Annotated in this window: 17 protein-coding genes; 10 read left to right on the top strand and 7 right to left on the bottom strand. The window is 70.0% G+C overall.

Features of this window, described 5'->3' with window-relative positions:
• Positions 1–95: 95 nt before the first annotated feature.
• The gene (locus ABZ824_RS09570) at positions 96–1,301 is read left to right on the top strand and encodes an acetate kinase (protein ID WP_356962812.1); all 1,206 of its coding nucleotides are present in this window, start codon (positions 96–98) and stop codon (positions 1,299–1,301) included.
• Here the strand turns inward: ABZ824_RS09570 and ABZ824_RS09565 are convergent.
• Genes ABZ824_RS09565 through ABZ824_RS09555 form a run of 3 tightly spaced genes read right to left on the bottom strand, consistent with a single transcriptional unit; the run spans position 1,298 to position 6,481 of the window.
• Entirely contained in the window at positions 1,298–4,129 is a 2,832-nt protein-coding gene (locus tag ABZ824_RS09565; RefSeq protein ID WP_356962811.1) for a tetratricopeptide repeat protein, read from the bottom strand. The two genes, ABZ824_RS09570 and ABZ824_RS09565, sit on opposite strands and share 4 nt — an antisense overlap.
• A gap of 7 nt (positions 4,130–4,136) precedes the next feature.
• Positions 4,137–5,120 (bottom strand): glutamate ABC transporter substrate-binding protein, encoded by a 984-nt coding sequence (locus ABZ824_RS09560; RefSeq protein WP_356962809.1) that lies wholly within the window; start codon positions 5,118–5,120, stop codon positions 4,137–4,139.
• Positions 5,117–6,481: a hypothetical protein gene (locus ABZ824_RS09555; protein WP_355071578.1), complete on the bottom strand. Its 1,365-nt coding sequence runs from the start codon at positions 6,479–6,481 to the stop codon at positions 5,117–5,119. Before ABZ824_RS09555 ends, ABZ824_RS09560 begins: the two co-directional genes overlap by 4 nt.
• A 186-nt stretch (positions 6,482–6,667) precedes the next feature.
• On the opposite strand from ABZ824_RS09555, the gene ABZ824_RS09550 reads away from it, so the two are divergent.
• Positions 6,668–7,360 (top strand): NUDIX hydrolase, encoded by a 693-nt coding sequence (locus ABZ824_RS09550; protein ID WP_356963475.1) that lies wholly within the window; start codon positions 6,668–6,670, stop codon positions 7,358–7,360.
• Between the two features lie 9 nt (positions 7,361–7,369).
• On the opposite strand, the gene thiE is transcribed toward ABZ824_RS09550, so the two are convergent.
• Positions 7,370–8,068, bottom strand: coding sequence for a thiamine phosphate synthase (thiE, locus tag ABZ824_RS09545; protein ID WP_355071580.1), 699 nt, complete (start codon positions 8,066–8,068; stop codon positions 7,370–7,372).
• A 56-nt stretch (positions 8,069–8,124) separates the two neighbouring features.
• Here thiE and thiO point away from each other — a divergent pair, with 56 nt between their 5' ends.
• Genes thiO through ABZ824_RS09530 form a run of 3 tightly spaced genes read left to right on the top strand, consistent with a single transcriptional unit; the run spans position 8,125 to position 10,191 of the window.
• Positions 8,125–9,198, top strand: a complete 1,074-nt coding sequence (gene thiO / locus ABZ824_RS09540) for a glycine oxidase ThiO (RefSeq protein ID WP_356962808.1) — start codon at positions 8,125–8,127, stop codon at positions 9,196–9,198.
• Positions 9,195–9,413, top strand: coding sequence for a sulfur carrier protein ThiS (gene thiS, locus ABZ824_RS09535; RefSeq protein ID WP_355071584.1), 219 nt, complete (start codon positions 9,195–9,197; stop codon positions 9,411–9,413). The genes thiO and thiS overlap by 4 nt, the downstream gene beginning before the upstream one ends.
• Positions 9,406–10,191 (top strand): thiazole synthase, encoded by a 786-nt coding sequence (locus tag ABZ824_RS09530; RefSeq protein WP_355071586.1) that lies wholly within the window; start codon positions 9,406–9,408, stop codon positions 10,189–10,191. The genes thiS and ABZ824_RS09530 overlap by 8 nt, the downstream gene beginning before the upstream one ends.
• A 482-nt stretch (positions 10,192–10,673) precedes the next feature.
• Here ABZ824_RS09530 and ABZ824_RS09525 read toward each other — a convergent pair whose 3' ends face one another.
• Positions 10,674–11,660 carry an aldo/keto reductase gene (locus ABZ824_RS09525; RefSeq protein ID WP_356962806.1) on the bottom strand — a complete coding sequence of 329 codons (987 nt, stop codon included), beginning with the start codon at positions 11,658–11,660 and terminating at the stop codon, positions 10,674–10,676.
• Positions 11,661–11,930: 270 nt separating this feature from the next.
• Positions 11,931–12,398 (bottom strand): DUF6194 family protein, encoded by a 468-nt coding sequence (locus ABZ824_RS09520; RefSeq protein WP_356962805.1) that lies wholly within the window; start codon positions 12,396–12,398, stop codon positions 11,931–11,933.
• Between the two features lie 84 nt (positions 12,399–12,482).
• Here ABZ824_RS09520 and ABZ824_RS09515 point away from each other — a divergent pair, with 84 nt between their 5' ends.
• The 5 genes from ABZ824_RS09515 to ABZ824_RS09495 all read left to right on the top strand — a co-directional run bounded on the left by ABZ824_RS09515 (position 12,483) and on the right by ABZ824_RS09495 (position 16,474).
• The gene (locus ABZ824_RS09515) at positions 12,483–13,175 is read left to right on the top strand and encodes a MerR family transcriptional regulator (protein WP_356963474.1); all 693 of its coding nucleotides are present in this window, start codon (positions 12,483–12,485) and stop codon (positions 13,173–13,175) included.
• A gap of 33 nt (positions 13,176–13,208) precedes the next feature.
• Positions 13,209–13,379: a hypothetical protein gene (locus ABZ824_RS09510; RefSeq protein ID WP_356962804.1), complete on the top strand. Its 171-nt coding sequence runs from the start codon at positions 13,209–13,211 to the stop codon at positions 13,377–13,379.
• A gap of 114 nt (positions 13,380–13,493) precedes the next feature.
• On the top strand, positions 13,494–14,438 hold the full coding sequence (locus ABZ824_RS09505; protein WP_356962803.1) for an ATP-binding cassette domain-containing protein: 945 nt from the start codon (positions 13,494–13,496) through the stop codon (positions 14,436–14,438).
• On the top strand, positions 14,438–15,199 hold the full coding sequence (locus ABZ824_RS09500) for an ABC transporter permease (RefSeq protein WP_356962802.1): 762 nt from the start codon (positions 14,438–14,440) through the stop codon (positions 15,197–15,199). Before ABZ824_RS09505 ends, ABZ824_RS09500 begins: the two co-directional genes overlap by 1 nt.
• Before the next feature lie 498 nt (positions 15,200–15,697).
• Positions 15,698–16,474, top strand: coding sequence for an adenylate/guanylate cyclase domain-containing protein (locus ABZ824_RS09495; protein ID WP_356963473.1), 777 nt, complete (start codon positions 15,698–15,700; stop codon positions 16,472–16,474).
• 21 nt (positions 16,475–16,495) lie between these two features.
• Here ABZ824_RS09495 and ABZ824_RS09490 read toward each other — a convergent pair whose 3' ends face one another.
• Entirely contained in the window at positions 16,496–16,654 is a 159-nt protein-coding gene (locus ABZ824_RS09490; protein WP_356962800.1) for a hypothetical protein, read from the bottom strand.
• Positions 16,655–16,686 lie beyond the last annotated feature (32 nt).

The raw sequence follows: 16,686 nt of genomic DNA, 5'->3' as shown, positions 1-16,686 counted from the left end.
GTTCGCCGTCGCGGCGCGGGCGCGTCGCGGAACAAGCGCGTGGTGATCGTGGTTGCCGAGCGAGTGCGACGCGACCGCGGGACACGGGAGGCGTGATGAGCAAGACGGCCGAGGGCATGGTGCTGGTGATCAATTCCGGCTCCTCGTCCATCAAATACCAGCTGGTGGACCCGGATTCGGGCGTGGTCGCGGCCTCGGGCGTGGTCGAGCGGATCGGCGAGGACGAAGGTGGGATCGAGCATCGCGCCGACGGCTCGACCACCGAGCGCCGCGAGCGGATCGCCGACCACGCCGCCGGGCTGCGACTGATCTTCGACACGTTCGCCGCGACGGGCCACGACTTGGTACGCGAAGGCGTGCGGGCGGTCGGGCACCGGGTGGTGCACGGCGGCGAGGTGTTCTACCGGCCCACCCTGATCGACGACGACGTGGTGGCCGCGATCAGCGAACTAGCCGCGCTGGCGCCGCTGCACAATCCGGCCAACGTCGCCGGGATCGAGAGCGCGCGGGCGCTGTTGCCGGGCGTGCCGCAGGTCGCGGTGTTCGACACGGCGTTCTTCCACGGCTTGCCCGCCGCCGCGAAGACCTACGCCATCGACGCCAAAGTGGCGGCCGCGCATGGCATTCGGAAGTACGGCTTCCACGGCACCTCGCACGAATACGTGTCCGGCTGCGCGGCCGACTTCCTCGGGCGTGACCCCGCCGAGCTGAACCAGATCGTCTTCCACCTCGGCAACGGCGCGTCGGCGTCGGCCATCCGCGGCGGTCGTCCGATCGATACCAGCATGGGCCTCACGCCGCTGGAAGGCCTGGTGATGGGCACCAGGTCCGGTGATCTCGATCCCGGCATCGTGGCGCATCTGGCGCGGTCGGCGCACCTGGACATCGATGCGATCGACACGCTGCTCAACCGGGATTCCGGGATCAAGGGCCTGTCCGGCGTGAACGACTTCCGCGAACTGCGCCGTCTCATCGACGGCGGGGACGAGGCCGCGCGGCTGGCCTACGACGTGTACATCCATCGGCTGCGGCGCTACCTCGGCGCGTACCTGATCGACCTGGGCGGCGTCGACGCGATCACCTTCACCGGAGGAGTCGGCGAGAACAGCCCACAGGTGCGGGCCGACGCCCTGGCCGGTCTCGGCGCGTTCGGCATCGAGGTGGATCCCGCGGCCAACACCGCGGAAAACCGTGCCGCGCGGCGTATCTCCCCGCCCGGCGCACCGGTCGCGGTGCTCGTGGTGCCGACCAACGAGGAACTGGCCATCGCCCGCGCCGCGCGGCACGTGGTCGACGGCTAGATCCAGGTCTTCGCGCGAATGAGGTTGGCCAGGTCGACGAGCGCGTAGCGATGCCTGCGGTTGGGCGCTCCGCGAGCCAGCGAGCGCAGGCCCGTCTCGGCGCCCGCGCGGAGTTCGCGTTCGGTGAACGGCGCGCCGAACAGTGTGGCATCGGGACGCTTCGGCGTGTTGCCCGCCTGGAGCCACGCGAGGGCCGCGCCGAGCACCAGCACCCGCATCTGCACCGCGCGACTCTCGCCAGCGGGCAGGCTCAGCATCCGAGACGCCGAGATGTGCAGGGTGGCCTCGTCGAGATCGGCTATCGGCGCGGCGGTGAGCATCAGCAGCACCGCCGTCATCCGCGCGGTGGTGAAATGCCGTGACGCGGCGGGCACGGCGTCCAGCGCCTGCACGGCCTCGGCCACCCGCTCGTCCGCCGCCAGCTGCCTGGCCAGCCCGAAGGCGGCGCTCACCACGGTGCGGTCGGTGCGCCAGACGGTCTCGTAAGCCTGCTCGGCATAGCTGCGCCACTGTTCGGGGTCCGGCGAATCCCAATGCTGGAGTATTAGTTCGGCCGTTGCGGCGAGCGCCAGCTGAGGGGCGAGTTCGCCGGGGAGCACACGGAAGACCTCGTCGAAGTCGGTGAAGGCGCGCTCGTACTCCCGGTCGAGCAATTCGGCCATGCCCCGAAACCAGCTCACCCGCCACTCCCGTTCGGGCAGCCGCGCCAGCAAGTCCAGCACCGTGGCGGATTCGCGCAGATCGAGCCGCACGCGCGCCTCGGCGAGGGTGAGTTCCAGCTCGAGCGTCTCCGGGGCGTTGCCGGGATCGGCTTCGGCTCGCTCACGTGCGTGCCGCAGCGCCTCCAGCGCGTGGGCGGGCTCGGGATGCACGGCTGCCGAGAGCAGGGGCGCGGCCGGGTCGGCCGGATCCAGCAACGGAATCGGCAACGCCGCCACCACATCGGGGGCGTCGAGCAGGCTGCTGCGGGGGCGGCCGTCGGTGTAGGCGTCGGTTTGACTGATCAATTCCTCGGTGCCGAAACTGGACCGCGGCGGCGTGAAGACGGTGGACAACTGCGGGTGTTCGGTCTCGGTCTCCAGCGCGAGGATCTCCCGCAGCACGCCCGACATCTGGGCGGACATCGCACGGGCGGAGGGAAAGCGGCGTTGCGGGTCCGGGTCGGTGGCGCACAGCAGCAGACGATGGAAACACTGGTAGCGAGCCAGCACCGGCTGGTCGGCGGGGTCGGGCAGGCCGTCGAGGTACCGTCCGTGCTCCGAAGGCATGTTCAAGGTGAGCACGGCCAGCGTGCGCCCCACGGTGTAGACGTCGGAGGCGACGGTCGGGCCCGTGCGCGCGATCTCCGGTGCCTGGAACCCTCTGGTGCCGTAAAGGTTTCCGTACGCTTCGATGGTGGCGACGGCCCCGAGATCGATCAGTTTGACCTGGTCGTCGGTGACCATCACGTTGTCGGGCTTGAGGTCGTTGTAGGTCAGGCCGGTCGAGTGCAGGTAGTCCAACGCGGGCAGGATCTCGAGGAGGTAGGCGATCGCCTCGGTGACCGGCATGCGCTTCGGGCGTTCGTAGGAGTCGAGGATGTCGCGCAGCGACCGGCCGCCGACGTACTCCATGACGATGTAGCCGACGGGTGTGCCGTCCGCGCCGGTGTGCTCGACGAAGTTGTAGATCTTGACGATGCTGGGGTGCGCCACCTCGGCGAGGAATTGGCGTTCGGCCATGGCGACCGCCTGCGCTTCGGCGTCACCGGCGTGCAGCAGGCCCTTCAGCACGACCCAGCGGTCGCTGACATTGCGATCGATCGCCAGATAGATCCAGCCGAGTCCGCCGTGCGCGATGCAGCCCTGGATCTCGTACTGTCCCGCCACCATGTCGCCCGGGTACAGCGTGGGGCGGAAGTCGAAGGGCGCCTCGCAGGTCGCGCAGGTGCCCGCCGTGGTCGCGGGCCGGGTCGCCGTCGCCCGGCCGACCGGTTTGCCGCAGCGCCAGCAGAATCGCCTGCCTTCGGAGACGACCGCGTTGGTGAGCACGGCGTCGCGGGGATCCGCGGGCGTCACCGTCGGGATCGGCACCAGCCCGGCGCCCAGCCGCCGCACCGCAGGCCGGGTGCGTGCGGTGCGCACGCTGCGTCCGGAGGTGCGCTGCGGAGCCGACGCGGGTTCGGAATCCGTGCGTCGCGTCTGATCCGATGTCGCCGCGTACGCCGCCGTGCCCTGGGTTCCGCCCGGTTCCGGTGTCTCCTGTCTTTCGGCGGGGTCGCGTAGCCACGCGGCCGCGCTCGATGCCGTTTCCTGGCGGTTCACCTGCAATCGGGTCGCGTCCGAATCCGCCTCTTCCGCCGACTGTTCCGCATCCGCGGGCGATGGTTCGCGTTCCGTGTCCGGTGGGTTGTCCCGCGTGGGCGGCCCATGTCGCTCCGCACCGGTGCGGTCCGGTGTGTCGTCGGTGGACGAGGCCGATTCCTCGGCGTCGCGCACGGCAGGGTTCCGTGGGGTCTGCGCCTCATCGGGGGGATCAATGTCCTCGACGCGGTTCAACGCGACTGGGCCGAACGAGGTCGCCGCACGACCGATCGGCGTATACGTGGTGTGCTCGATTTCTTCGGCCGCAACCGTTTCCGGCTCGCCCACACCCGCGCGCCGCCCCGTTCCCGTGGCGTGTGCCCCCAGTTGTCGCGGGTCCGCGTGGTCTCCACGCGACGGTTTCGCCGCCGCCGCGTTCTGCTGCCGCCCGGCCGCGCTGGATCCAGCCTCGAACACAGCGGCCGGGCCGGGCCCTACCGCGGCGTTCTCGTCCGGGTCGGGCTCGGGGACCTGCCGTGTGCTCATCGACCCGTCAGTCCTGATACGTAGGGGCGGGTGGAGCGGGTACGGGGCCGAGAACGGTGAGATATTTCTGGTAAAGCCCGACCCAGGTGCCGTCGTTGCGGATGCGTTCCAGTGTGCCGTTGACGAAGCGGACCAGGTCGTCGTTGCCCTTGGTGATGCCGATGCCGTACGGCTCCTCGCTGATGCTGCCGCCGACCAGCTCGGTGTACGGGTCCTGTGCGGCCAGGCCGGCGAGCACGGCGTCGTCGGTGCTCACCGCGTCGACCTGGCGCTGTTGCAGCACGACCAGACAGTCGGCCCAGCTCGGCACGGTGAGGATGGTCGCGGCGGGCTGGTCGCGGCGCATGTGCTCCAGCGACGTGGTGCCCGAGACGATGCACACCCGTCGGCCCGCCAGATCGGCCAGGCTGCGGATCCCGGAGTTCTTCACCGCGAGCACCCGCTGGTTGGCGCGCAGATAGACGGTGGAGAACGTGACCTTCTCGCGGCGCTCGCAGTTGATCGTCATGGTCTTGGCGACCAGGTCGACGGTGCGGTTCTGCAACGCCGTCTCCCGCTCGGCGGAGCCGAGGCTGCGGAACTCGATCAGATCCGGGCTGCCGAGCAGATCGCGGGCCACTTCCCTGGCGATGTCGGCGTCGAAACCGACGATGGCGCCGGAGATCGGGTCACGGTAGCTGAACAGATTGCTGCCGGTGTCCAATCCGACGAGCAGCCTGCCGCGCGCCCGGATCGCGTCGATCGCCGCGCCGCGCGCGGCCGAGCCCGCTCCGGTCGGACGCAGGCTCGCGGTCGGGTCTCCACACCGCGACGTGCCCGGCGACGGCGGGACCGGCGAATCGGTGAGCACCGGAACGGCCTTGGCAGGCAACGGGGGATCGGTGTACTTCGGCGTCTTGCCCGACACCGGCGCGCCGGAATCGCTCGCACAGCCGCTCGCCAGCGTCACTACGACGAGGGTGGCCACCAGAATGCCGCGCGCGGATCTCATCGGTACTCCCGAAGCCGGGGCCAGATGCCCAGTCCGACATAGCCTGCCGCCAGTATGCCGAGCACCATCGCGCCCGCGCCCAGGAAGTCCAGGGTGCGGGCCGCATGGGAGATCCTGTCGCGCAGCGTGTCCCTGGTGGCGGCGATGCCTTGCTCCAGCGAACGGTCCAGCGCCTCCACCTGCACGGTGACGTCCGCCGAGCCGGGTCCGGTCGCCACCACGGCCGCGCTGTTGAAATCGCCCTTCGCCAGCGCGTCGTTCATGCGCTGGTGCGCCACTCGCCAGCGCGCCAGGGCAGGCACGGCGTTGCGCATCTCGTTCGCCGCGGGCGCGGAGCCGGGATACTTGCCGATCAGATCGGCCAGCCGTTCGATGTCCGCGTCGTAGGTGCGGTCGTAGTCGCCGGTCGCGTCGCGGCGCACCAATTTCAAGGTCTCCGCGGCCCGGGCCTGCTGCACCAGGATGCGGCTCTCGGTCAACCGGGAGGAGGGCACCGCGCCGTCGTCGCGAGCGCTGATCATCGCCGCCGCCGACACCGAGCCCGCGATCACCGTCCACGCGAGCAGGATCAGCATGGCCGCCGACGCGAGCACCAGTCCCGGGTTGAGCACCCGCCGCCAGCGTCGCGCCAGATCGCGCTGGACCCAGACCAGCACGCCGAGGGTGAGCAGCAGCAGGCCGATCGCGGACCACGGCGGGCGCACGTGGTTGCGCTGCGCGGCGGTCACCGCCGCCGAGCGATGATTATGCAGTTCCTCGGCCATCGGTAGCAGCGTCGTCTGCATCTGGTTGGAGGCCTCGCTCAAATACGCGGCGCCGACCGGATATCCGCTGCGATTGTTCGTCCGTGCGGTTTCCACCAGACCGGAGTACACCGGCAGGCCGGTGACTATGCCGGTGCGCAGCCGCGCATCCGGATCGGCCGCCGCGTCGGATTGGGTGACCAATTCCGCCGACGCTTCGCCCAGTGCCTGCGTGTAGCGATCCCGCACCGCCTGCGGCTCCAGCCCGCCGGAGATGAAGGCGGTGCTCGCCGCTGCGTCGGCGATCGACAGCGAAGTGTAGAGCCGGAGCGCGGAATGCGCGTCCGGTTCGGTGTCGCGCAGCAACACATCCAGGCCCTGCTGTCGGTCACCGACCGTCGCGGCGGTCATCGAGCCCGCGGCCAGGCACAACCCGATGAGCAGCAGCCCGAGCGCGATCAGCCGTCCCGGTGAGGAATTGGCGAACGAACGCAGATTGGTCAGGTCGAGACGTTCGCGCACCACCGCGACGCTCAGGCCGCCCGGATCGTCCCGACCGGCGGGCTCGGGCGCGGACGACGGCCGGAGTTCGGCCGTCGTCGGCTCGGAGCTAGCCATGTCCACCTCCCCAGTTTGGGCCGCGTACGCGGATTTCTCGACGGCTGGACCGGATATCCGATCGATCCGTGCGTGTTGGTGCGGAGTTTATTGTGGTCGTACGGGCGCCGCGGCGTGTGAAACACCCCCGATTGGGAGGAGACGGCGGTGAGGCGCTGCCCGCGGCTGGACGAGGATGGGTACGACATGCGTGGTGACGGTGACGGTTGGTCGCGTGGCCCGGACGGATTGCGGCACTGGGGGCGCTTCGGCGCCGCCGGACTGCTGCTGCGCGCTCCGCTGGCCGATGGCGGTTCGGCGGTGCTGCTGCAACACCGCGCGCCGTGGAGTCATCAAGGCGGGACCTGGGCGTTGCCCGGCGGCGCGCGGGACAGTCACGAGACGCCCGTGCACGCGGCGGTCCGCGAGGCGTGGGAAGAGGCGGGCATCGATCCGGCCGACGTCCGGGTGCGCGGCGAGCGGGTGACAGCGTCGGCCCTGAGCGGCTGGACCTACACCACGGTCGTCGCCGACGCGGTGATGACGCTGCCGACCACCGGCAACCGCGAGAGCACCGAATTGGCCTGGGTTCCCGAGGACGACGTCGACGCCCGCCCGCTGCATCCCGGTTTCGCCGCGTCCTGGCCCACTCTGCGCGCCGCACCGGCGCGGGTGCTGCTCGCCGAACTCGGCGACGATCGAGCCGTCGCCGCCGCCCTGCCGCGCACGCTCGACCTCGCCGACCTCGGTTTCGTTTGGTTGCATTCGGATCCGGCCGGTCCGGGCGACTACGCCAGGATCGTCGACGAGCCGGGCGTGCAGGCCGCGGAGCCCGCGTCGAACGGGAACACGGCGGTGGAGACCGCGCTTTCGTTCACCCGCGGACAGGTGCTTTCCTGACCGCGGCGCTCACGCGTTCGCCAGTAGCGCCGTTTTCAGCTCACGCGCCGCGGCTTCCGGATCGCGTGCCTCGGTGATCGCGCGCACCACGACGACCCGCTTCGCCCCGGCTTCCAGGACCTGCGCCAGGTTCTCGGCGTTGATCCCGCCGATCGCGAACCAGGGCCGGGTGGGATGGGCGTCCGCGGTGGAGCGAACCAGTTCGGGGCCCGCCGCCTGCCTGCCGGGTTTGGTCGGGGTCGCCCAGATGGGGCCGGTGCAGAAGTAATCGATGTGCTCATCGATCGCGGCGAGCCCGGCCTGCGCGCGATTGTGCGTGGATCGTCCGATCACCACGTCGGGCCCGAGGATTCGGCGCGCGTACCAGGGCGGCAGGTCGCCTTGGCCGAGGTGCAGCACGTCGGCGGTGGCGGCGAGGGCGATGTCGGCGCGATCGTTCACCGCGACCAGCCCGCCGTGCCTGCGCGCGGCGGCCTTCAGTTCGGCCAGCGCGCCGAGCTCGGCCCTGGCCTCCAGCGGGCCGAACTCGGCCTCGCCCGGTGATCCTTTGTCCCTGAGCTGGATGATGTCGACTCCGCCTGCGAACGCGGCCTCGGCGAACTTGGCCAGATCGCCCTTCTCCCGGCGAGCGTCGGTGCACAGGTACAGCCGCGCGTTCGTCAGACGCTCCCGCGGCGAGGCGGGTCGATTGGGGTGGGAGGGTTGCACGCCTTCGACCGTAGCCGCGCTACCGTGGGATGCGAAACAGGAGGCAGGTGGATCGGATGCGGACTCTGGCCGTCGTCGGTGGCGGCGCCGTCGGGCTCGCCGTGGCCTGGCGGGCCGCCGAGGCCGGTTGGTCGGCCACCCTGTTCGATCCGGCTGTCGCCACCGGGGCCTCCTGGGTGGCCGGGGGCATGCTCGCACCGCTGTCGGAAGGCTGGCCCGGCGAGGATCGGGTGCTCGAATTCGGCGCCGCGTCGCTGGCCCGCTGGCCGGAATTCGCCGCCCGGCTGGCGGACGCGACCGGCGTCTCGGTTTTCGTGGCGGACGAGACCATGACCGTCGCGCTGGACGCGGCCGACGCGGCCGACCTGCGCACGGTGGCCGATTGGGTCGGCGGACGCGGGCACGAGCTGCGCCTGCTGGACCGCGCCGGAGTGCGTGAGCGGGAACCCGGCCTGGCCAGGACGGTGCGCGCCGCGCTGCTCGCACCCGCAGAACCCGCGATCGACAACCGCAAGCTGGTCGCCGCGCTGCGGCAAGCCGCCGAGGCGGCCGGCGTCGTGGTTCGCGCCGAGTCCGTAGACTCGCTGACGGAACTTCCGCACGACCAAGTCGTGCTCGCCGCGGGAGCCGCGTCGGCGGCATTGTGGCCGGAGCTGCCGGTTCGCCCGGTCAAGGGCGAGATCCTGCGCCTGCGGCAACGGCCCGGCGTCGCGCCCGCGCCGCGCCGGGTGATCCGAGCCAGAGTGCACGGGCGCGCGGTCTATCTGGTCCCGCGCGCCGACGGAATCGTCGTCGGCGCCACGCAGTACGAGGCGGGTTTCGACACCGCGGTCACCGTCGCTGGCGTCCGCGACCTGATCGCCGACGCGGAGGCGGTGTTCCCCGGCATCGGCGAATACGAACTCGCCGAAGCGAGCGCCGGTTCCCGGCCGGGCAGCCCGGACAACCTGCCGCTGATCGGCCGGCTCACCGACCGCATCGTCGCGGCCACCGGGCACGGCCGCAACGGCATGCTGACCCTGCCGCTCACGGTGGACGCGGTGGCGAGCCTGCTCGGCGGGGCAATGCTGCCCGAAGCGGAAGTAGCCGACCCGCAACGCTTTTCGACGACTGTAGGAGGAATTCGATGACGCTGTCATCCGTCCCCATCGGTGTCACGGTGAACGGCGACGAGCACGAGTTCGCCGAGCCGCTCACCGTGCGCGAGTTGCTGGAGCGCCTCGGACTGCCGTGCCGGGGTGTCGCGCTCGCGGTGGACGGAGCCGTGTTCCCCAAGTCGCGCTGGGACGAACCGGTCGGGCGCGGCTGGCAGATCGAGGTGCTGACGGCGGTTCAAGGTGGCTGAGGCTGCGACGGCATCCGCGCGGGCCGACGCCCCGCTGCGGATCGCGGACCGGGAGTTCGGTTCCCGCCTGATCATGGGCACCGGCGGCGCGGAGAACCTCGCCGTGCTGGAGGAAGCGCTGATCGCCTCCGGCACCGAGTTGACCACCGTGGCCATGCGGCGCATCGACGCCGCGGGCGGCACTGGTGTGCTCGACTTGCTGAAACGTCTGGACATCGCGCCGCTGCCGAACACGGCGGGCTGTCGCACCGCGGCCGAGGCGGTGCTCACCGCGCAGCTGGCGCGTGAGGCGCTTGACACCAACTGGGTGAAACTCGAGGTGGTCGCCGACGAGCGCACCCTGCTGCCGGACCCCGTCGAACTGCTCACCGCCGCGGAACAACTCGTCGACGACGGCTTCGTCGTGTTGCCCTACACCAACGACGACCCGGTCCTGGCTCGCCGTCTGGAGGAGACGGGTTGCGTGGCGGTGATGCCGCTGGGCGCGCCCATCGGCACCGGCCTCGGCATCGGCAACCCGCACAACATCGAGATGATCGTCGCCGACGCGAAGGTGCCGGTCATCCTGGACGCGGGCATCGGCACCGCGAGCGACGCCGCCCTCGCCATGGAACTCGGCTGCTCCGCGGTGTTGCTGGCCACCGCCGTCACCAGGGCGAAGCGCCCCGAGTTGATGGCCGCGGCGATGGCGGACGCGGTGCGCGCCGGATACACCGCGCGCTTGGCCGGGCGCATCCCGAAGCGCTTCTGGGCCCAGGCATCGTCCCCGGGGCTGTGAGGCGTCGGGCTCGAGTCCAGAGGCTCGGGACGTCGATGACGGCTTTCGGCTTTCCTGAACAGGTGGCGACACGACGCATGTGGCGACACCACTCGACGGGCGAGCCCGGTCAGCGGCGCTGGGGGGCGGCGGTCTCCGCCATACGAGAGCGAGGGTAGCCAGGTCGGAGGTGCCGCGATCATTTGGCGGGACGGCTGGTCACCCTAGGGCTCAGCCGATGACGAAAAGGGATTCGCGCCAATCCGTATCGCGTGCTCGGCCCTCACTCCGTCGGCGAACGATGGCGGCCCAGTCGCCCCCGGATCCAGCCGTTGACGGAAGCGGGTCTCGCCACGTCGTAGCGGGGGCCTGCCATCACTCGGTGGGCGATTCCGGGCGCGCTGGGTTCGGGCCTCAGCCGTTGACGGAAGCGGGTCTCGCCACGTCGTGGCGGGGGCCTGCCATCACTCGGTGGGCGAGTCCGGGCGCGCTGGGTTCGGGCCTCAGCCGTTCACGAAGGTGAGGTTCGTCGCGTCGTAGCGGTCGCCCGCCACTTGCTCCGTCGGGGCGGCGGCCTCGATGGCGGCGAGGTCGTCGACGGACAGTTCGATGGTCAGCGCTGCGAGGTTCTCCTCCAGGTATCGCTGCCGTCGGGTGCCGGGAATCGGCACCACGTCCTCGCCCCGGTGCTGCACCCAGGCCAAGGCGAGCTGGCCCGCGGTGACACCTTTCGCCGCGGCCAGCTCGTTCAGCTCGGCGACGATCGCCAGGTTCCGTTCGAGATTGCCGTCGGCGAAGCGAGGCTGGCTGCGCCGCACGTCGTTGTCCGCCAGGCCTTCCACCGAGTTGTACCGTCCGGTCAGGAATCCGCGCCCGAGCGGCGAGAAGGGGACCAGGCCGATGCCGAGTTCACGGCAGACCGGGAGGATCTCCGCCTCCAGATCACGCGTCCACAATGACCACTCGCTCTGCAACGCGGCGATCGGGTGCACCGCGTGCGCGCGGCGAATGGTGTCCGCGCCCGCCTCCGACAGCCCGAGGTGCCGGACCTTCCCGGCCTGTACCAGTTCGGCCATCGCGCCGACGGTCTCCTCGATCGGCACCTGCGGGTCCACCCGGTGCAGGTAGTAGAGGTCGATGTGGTCGACGCCCAGCCTGCGCAGCGATGCCTCGCATGCCTGTCGCACGTAGGCCGCGTCGCCACGGATGTGAGTGGGCTCGCCCAATCGGTTGGCGAAGCCGAATTTCGTGGCGAGCACCACCTCGTCTCGCCGCCCTGCGACGGCCCGTCCGATCAGCTCCTCGTTGTGCCCCGCGCCGTAGAAGTCGGCGGTGTCCAACAAGGTGACCCCCAAGTCGAGGGCATGGTGCAGCGTCGCGATCGACTGCTCGTCGTCCGCGGCGCCGTAGCCGTGACTCATACCCATGCACCCCAGGCCCTGCGCGGAAACGGTCAGCCCACCGAGCTGCCGGGTCGAAATGTCGTCCATCCTGCTACCTCCTGCACTCGAATCCGTCGGCCCCGACGCTAGGTGCTGGAGCGCGCTCCATGTCAACAGCGAACGGCCCGGATTCCGCGCGTAGGATCCTGACCGATGGATTTCTGTGCCGCAGCACTTCTCGCATAGGACAAGATCGGTTATGTTGTCCTGTTCCGGTCGAGCGACCGGATAGCTGAACGCCCGTAGCGATCGCCGCGAGTGGCACATGGTGGAGAGTTCTCTCGCGCTTTACCGCAACCATGTGCCACTCGCGGTCCGCTAGGACCGAGCTGGGCGGCGTTCGTGGCGGGAGCGGGCGAGGTCGTAGGCGGTGCGGAGGAGGGTGCGGGTGGGGGCGGTGGTTCGGGGGCCGGGGTTGATGACTGCCAGCCAGGCGGCGGATGCGTAGACCGGGTGGGGGATCACCGTATCGGTTGCGCTCGGATTGTCGGGGGTGGATCGTTCGCGGGGAGTGTGGCCGGTCCAGTGGGTGAAGGCTTCTTTCCCGGCGGCGATGTTGACGCGGAACGCATCTGGGCGGTCCAAGTCCGAACTTTCGTCGCCGGGATAGTTCTTCGTCACGATCGTCGCGAAGGGCTGGGTCGTCTTCGGTATCACCCCGTCCGGTGAGTAGTAGAAGAAGGTATCGCCCCAGCTGATCTCCGGTGAGCCGTCGCCAGGGCCGGGGCTGAGGGTGAGGACTCCGTCCAGGGCGGAGACGAAGCCGATGATCTCGTCGATGGTCATGTGTTCCAGCGTTTCATTAAGGTGCTTGTGGAGACTTCGAGCAGGAGACGCATGGCAAATGGCGTGACAAGTCGCAACTCCACGATGCGCACGGCCGATGTGGCGCTGCGGGTCGGGTACTCCGTGCAGCAGATCCGCAACCTCGAACGCGACGGTGTGCTGCCGACGGCGATACGCACCGCGACCGGCTACCGCAGGTACGGCGAGGTGCATGTGCGTTCCGCACTCGCCTATCGAGCGCTGGCGGCGGGCGTCGGCCCCGTCGAGGCCAAGCGCATCGTTCGCGCCGTCCACGAGGGACCGGTACCTCAGGTACTGGCTCTGCTCGACGCGGCACATGCCCGGCTGGACCGGGAACGCACCGACCTGGCACTCGCCAAGCGGGCGGCGGAGGTGATCTCCGCCGAGCCGATCGCCGACGTGCGCCCTTCGGATGCGATGAGCGTCGCCGAACTCGCCGCCGCGCTGGGCGTGCGCCCGTCGACACTGCGGCATTGGGACGCGGAGGGACTCGTCGTCCCGGATCGCGCGACCACGCAGCGCACGCGGCAGTACTCTCCCACCCAGGTCCGGGATGCCCGGATCGTCCATCAGCTCCGCAAAGCGGGATACCGCGTCGACACGCTGAAGACCTTGATGTCCGACCTGCCGCGCGGCCACCGATCCGATGATGTCGAGGCGGCGCTGGCGGCTCGGGACGCGAGCATCGCGGCTCGATCTCGCGCCCTGCTCGACGCGGCCGCCGCGCTCGCCGCCGTGTTCGCCCTCGCGACGTAAACGCCTGTGATCCTGCCGCGATTCATATATAGAGTGGGTCCGCCGTTGATCGCCGCGCACATCGCCCGAACGGTGCCGCCTTGGAGCTTGGTCGGGGCCGAACTTCTCACCTTCGTCCGAACATCGGCGGCGCTGCGCGATCCGAGTGCGATCCCCGGTTACATCGCTCCGCTGCTGCGCGTCGCCGAACTACTCGGCCGTTGAGACTTCGACCTCGACCCTTAAGGGAGCCTGTTTCATCTCCTCATCCTCGAGGATGATCCAACTCGGCACCAATTACCGACGCGCGCGCCCGCGATTTGCGGAATGCTGGGCGGCATGATCGAGCTGAAAGGCCTCACCAAGCACTACGGGCAGACCGTAGCGGTGCAGGATCTGACCTTCACCGTTCGCCCCGGGCAGGTAACGGGGTTCCTCGGACCGAACGGCGCGGGCAAATCGACCACCATGCGCATGATCCTCGGCTTGGACAAGCCCACCGCGGGCACCGCCTTGATCAAAGGCAGGCCGTACCACGAGCTGGACCATCCGCTGCGCACCGTCGGGGCGCTGCTGGACGCCAAGTGGGTGCATCCGAACCGGTCGGCGCGGGCTCATCTGGAGTGGATGGCCGCCTCCAACGACATCGCCAAGTCCCGGGTGGAGGAGGTGCTGCGGCTGGTCGGCCTGTCCGAGGTTGCGGGCAAGTCGGCGGGCGGCTTCTCGCTCGGCATGTCGCAGCGGCTCGGCCTGGCCGGCGCGCTGCTGGGCGACCCAGAGGTGCTGCTGTTCGACGAACCGGTGAACGGCCTCGATCCGGAGGGCATCCTGTGGATCCGCCGCTTCATGCAGCGGCTGGCCGCCGAGGGCCGCACGGTGCTGGTCTCCAGTCATCTGCTGTCGGAGATGGCGCAGACCGCCGAGCACCTGGTTGTGATCGGGCGCGGCAAGCTGATCTCGGATTCCACCACCCAGGAGTTCATCGAACGCGCCTCGGAGCAGACGGTCCGGGTGCGCAGCCCGCAGCTCGACCAGCTGCGCAGCGTGCTCACCTCCAACGGCATGACCGTCAGGGAGGACGGCGCGAGTGCCGACGGCTCCGCGCTCATGGTGGCGGGCGTCTCCAGTGACGCGGTGGGCAAGCTCGCGGGCGAGAACAGCATCACGCTGTTCGAGCTGGCCCCGCAGCGCGCGTCGCTGGAAGAGGCGTTCATGCGGATGACCGGCGGCGCGGTGGAGTACCACGGCGAAGGCTTCGATCAGGTGATGGGAGGTGCGCTCTGATGGGCGTGCTGGCAGCGGAACGAATCAAGCTCACCTCGACCAGGTCGCCCTGGTGGTGCTCGGCGATCGTCATCGCCCTCGCGCTGGGCATGGCCGCCTTGCTCGCCTCGGTGGCGCGCGCGTCCTACGGCACGGAAGGCGCGATCGACCTGACGGTCTCCACCGCGGTGGCCGGGATCAGCGGTTTCGGCGTGATGGTCCTGATGATCATGGCCACCCTGACCGTGACCAGCGAATACCGCTTCGGCATCATCCGGACGACGTTCCAGGCGACGCCGCACCGGGCCAAGGTCATCCTGACCAAGGCCGGGCTGGTCAGCGTGTACGGCGCGCTGCTGACCATCGCCTTGGCGTTCGTCGCCTACGTGGTGGCGAAAGCGATCAGCGGGCCGGACGCGGGCGCGGCGCTCACGCTGTCCAGCGCGGCCGACTGGCGCGAGGTCTACTCCATCCCGATCTACGCGTTCCTGTGCGTCGTCCTCGCGGTCGGCGTCGGCGTGCTGGTGCGGCAATCCGCCGCCGCGATCTCGCTGATCGTGCTGTGGCCGCTGCTCATCGAGGGGCTGCTCGGTGCGTTCGGCAGCTTCGGGCGCAATGTCACCCCGTTCCTGCCGTTCGCGAACGCGAACCATTTCATGAGCGCCTCCCCGTCCACGGCCAACTGGCACTGGGGACCCTGGGGCAGCCTGCTCTACTTCACCGTCTTCGTCGCGATCGTCTTCGGCGCGTCGCTGGTCGTGGTGAACCAGCGCGACGCTTGAGACGAGCTCCCTTGACGACCCGAGTCGCCTTCCCTCGCCACTCGGGTTGATGGTGCGCCGACCTTGTCGGGAGGTCCGGCGCTCCCCCCACCGCCCGTCACTGCCCGGCGGACGGTGCCCTGATCGGCCCGGTGCGAACCCTCGCGCCGGGCCGATCGTGCGTGTGAACATCGAGGAAACTATGCCCCTTGCCGGTTCCGAGACCCCTTCTCGCCCGAGTAGCCTCGGTGCAGCAACCAGCTCGTTATCCAATGCCGGGCCCGACGGTGTGCTCGCTGAGGTTCGCAGCGGAGGTGGCACATGGTGATGATCGGTAACCTGCCGACGTCGGATCGGCTGAGATACCCTCGGGGCGTGCATGAAACACCTTCCGGCGGCGCCGAGCCGGGGTCGGGGCCGGAGGCCGAGGGAGGGGTACCGCCCGAGGTGGTCATTCCGTTGGAGCCGTCCGATCCGGGCGATGCTCCTCGCCGTTCCGGCGGGTTACGGCGTGCTCAGATATCCGCGCTGGTGAACGCGGCGAATCAGCGGGCGGACCTGATCGGCGTGCTGCGCAAGGCGCGGCAACAGCTGCCGGGTGATCCCGCTTTCGGCGATCCGCTGTCGGTTTCCGGGCCCGGCGGCGCGCGAGCGGTCGCGCGCGCGGCGGACAAACTGGTCGGCGACGCACCGAGCGCCGCGCGGGAGATCGGCTTCGGCGCCTTGCAGGTCTGGCAGGCCGCCCTGGAGCGGATGGGACGCGGTAAAGGTAGCCAGGAAGTAACTGTCATGTTCACCGATCTGGTGGCCTTCTCGCGCTGGTCGCTGACGGCCGGTGACGAGGCCACCCTGGAACTGCTGCGCAAGGTGGCCAAGGCCATCGAGCCGCCGATCGCCGAGCGGGGCGGCCACGTGGTCAAGCGCATGGGCGACGGGGTCATGGCGGTGTTCCCTTCGGCCGACCGGGCGGTGCGCGCCGCCGTGACCGCCAAGCGCAACCTGGCCGACGTGCAGGTGCGCGGCTATACCCCGCAGATGCGGATCGGTTTGCACACCGGTTCCCCGCGTGAGATCGGGGGCGACTGGCTCGGGGTGGACGTCACCATCGCGGCCCGGGTCATGGAGGCGGGCGGCAACGGCAACACCATGCTGTCGGAGGCCACGCTCCAGGGGCTGCGGCCGGAGACGCTGGCGGAGCTGGGCTTGGCGGCCAAGCCGTATCGCCGCAGCTTCTTCGCGGCGCCACTCAACGGTGTCCCTGAGGACCTGCGAATCTTCCGGTTGTCGAGGGGCTGAGCGGCTGCCTCTCCGCTCGATCTATCCGAGCCACCAGGCCAGCGCGCCGCCCGCCGCGAGGGCGGCGCAGACGGCGAGCGCGATGGACAGCGGCCGGGCCGTCCTCCAGGTGGTGTAAACGCCGCCGAGCAGGAAGCCCGCCAGGGCGAACAGAACGATCACGGTGACGTCGCTGGACACGGTGCCATCTTGCTCCAGCCCACTCGGTCTCC

Source organism: Nocardia sp. NPDC047038, from assembly GCF_040644075.1.
GTDB lineage: Bacteria > Actinomycetota > Actinomycetes > Mycobacteriales > Mycobacteriaceae > Nocardia > Nocardia sichangensis.
Note: the sequence above shows the minus strand (reverse complement) of the source record. Positions and strands in the feature narration are given on the sequence as shown.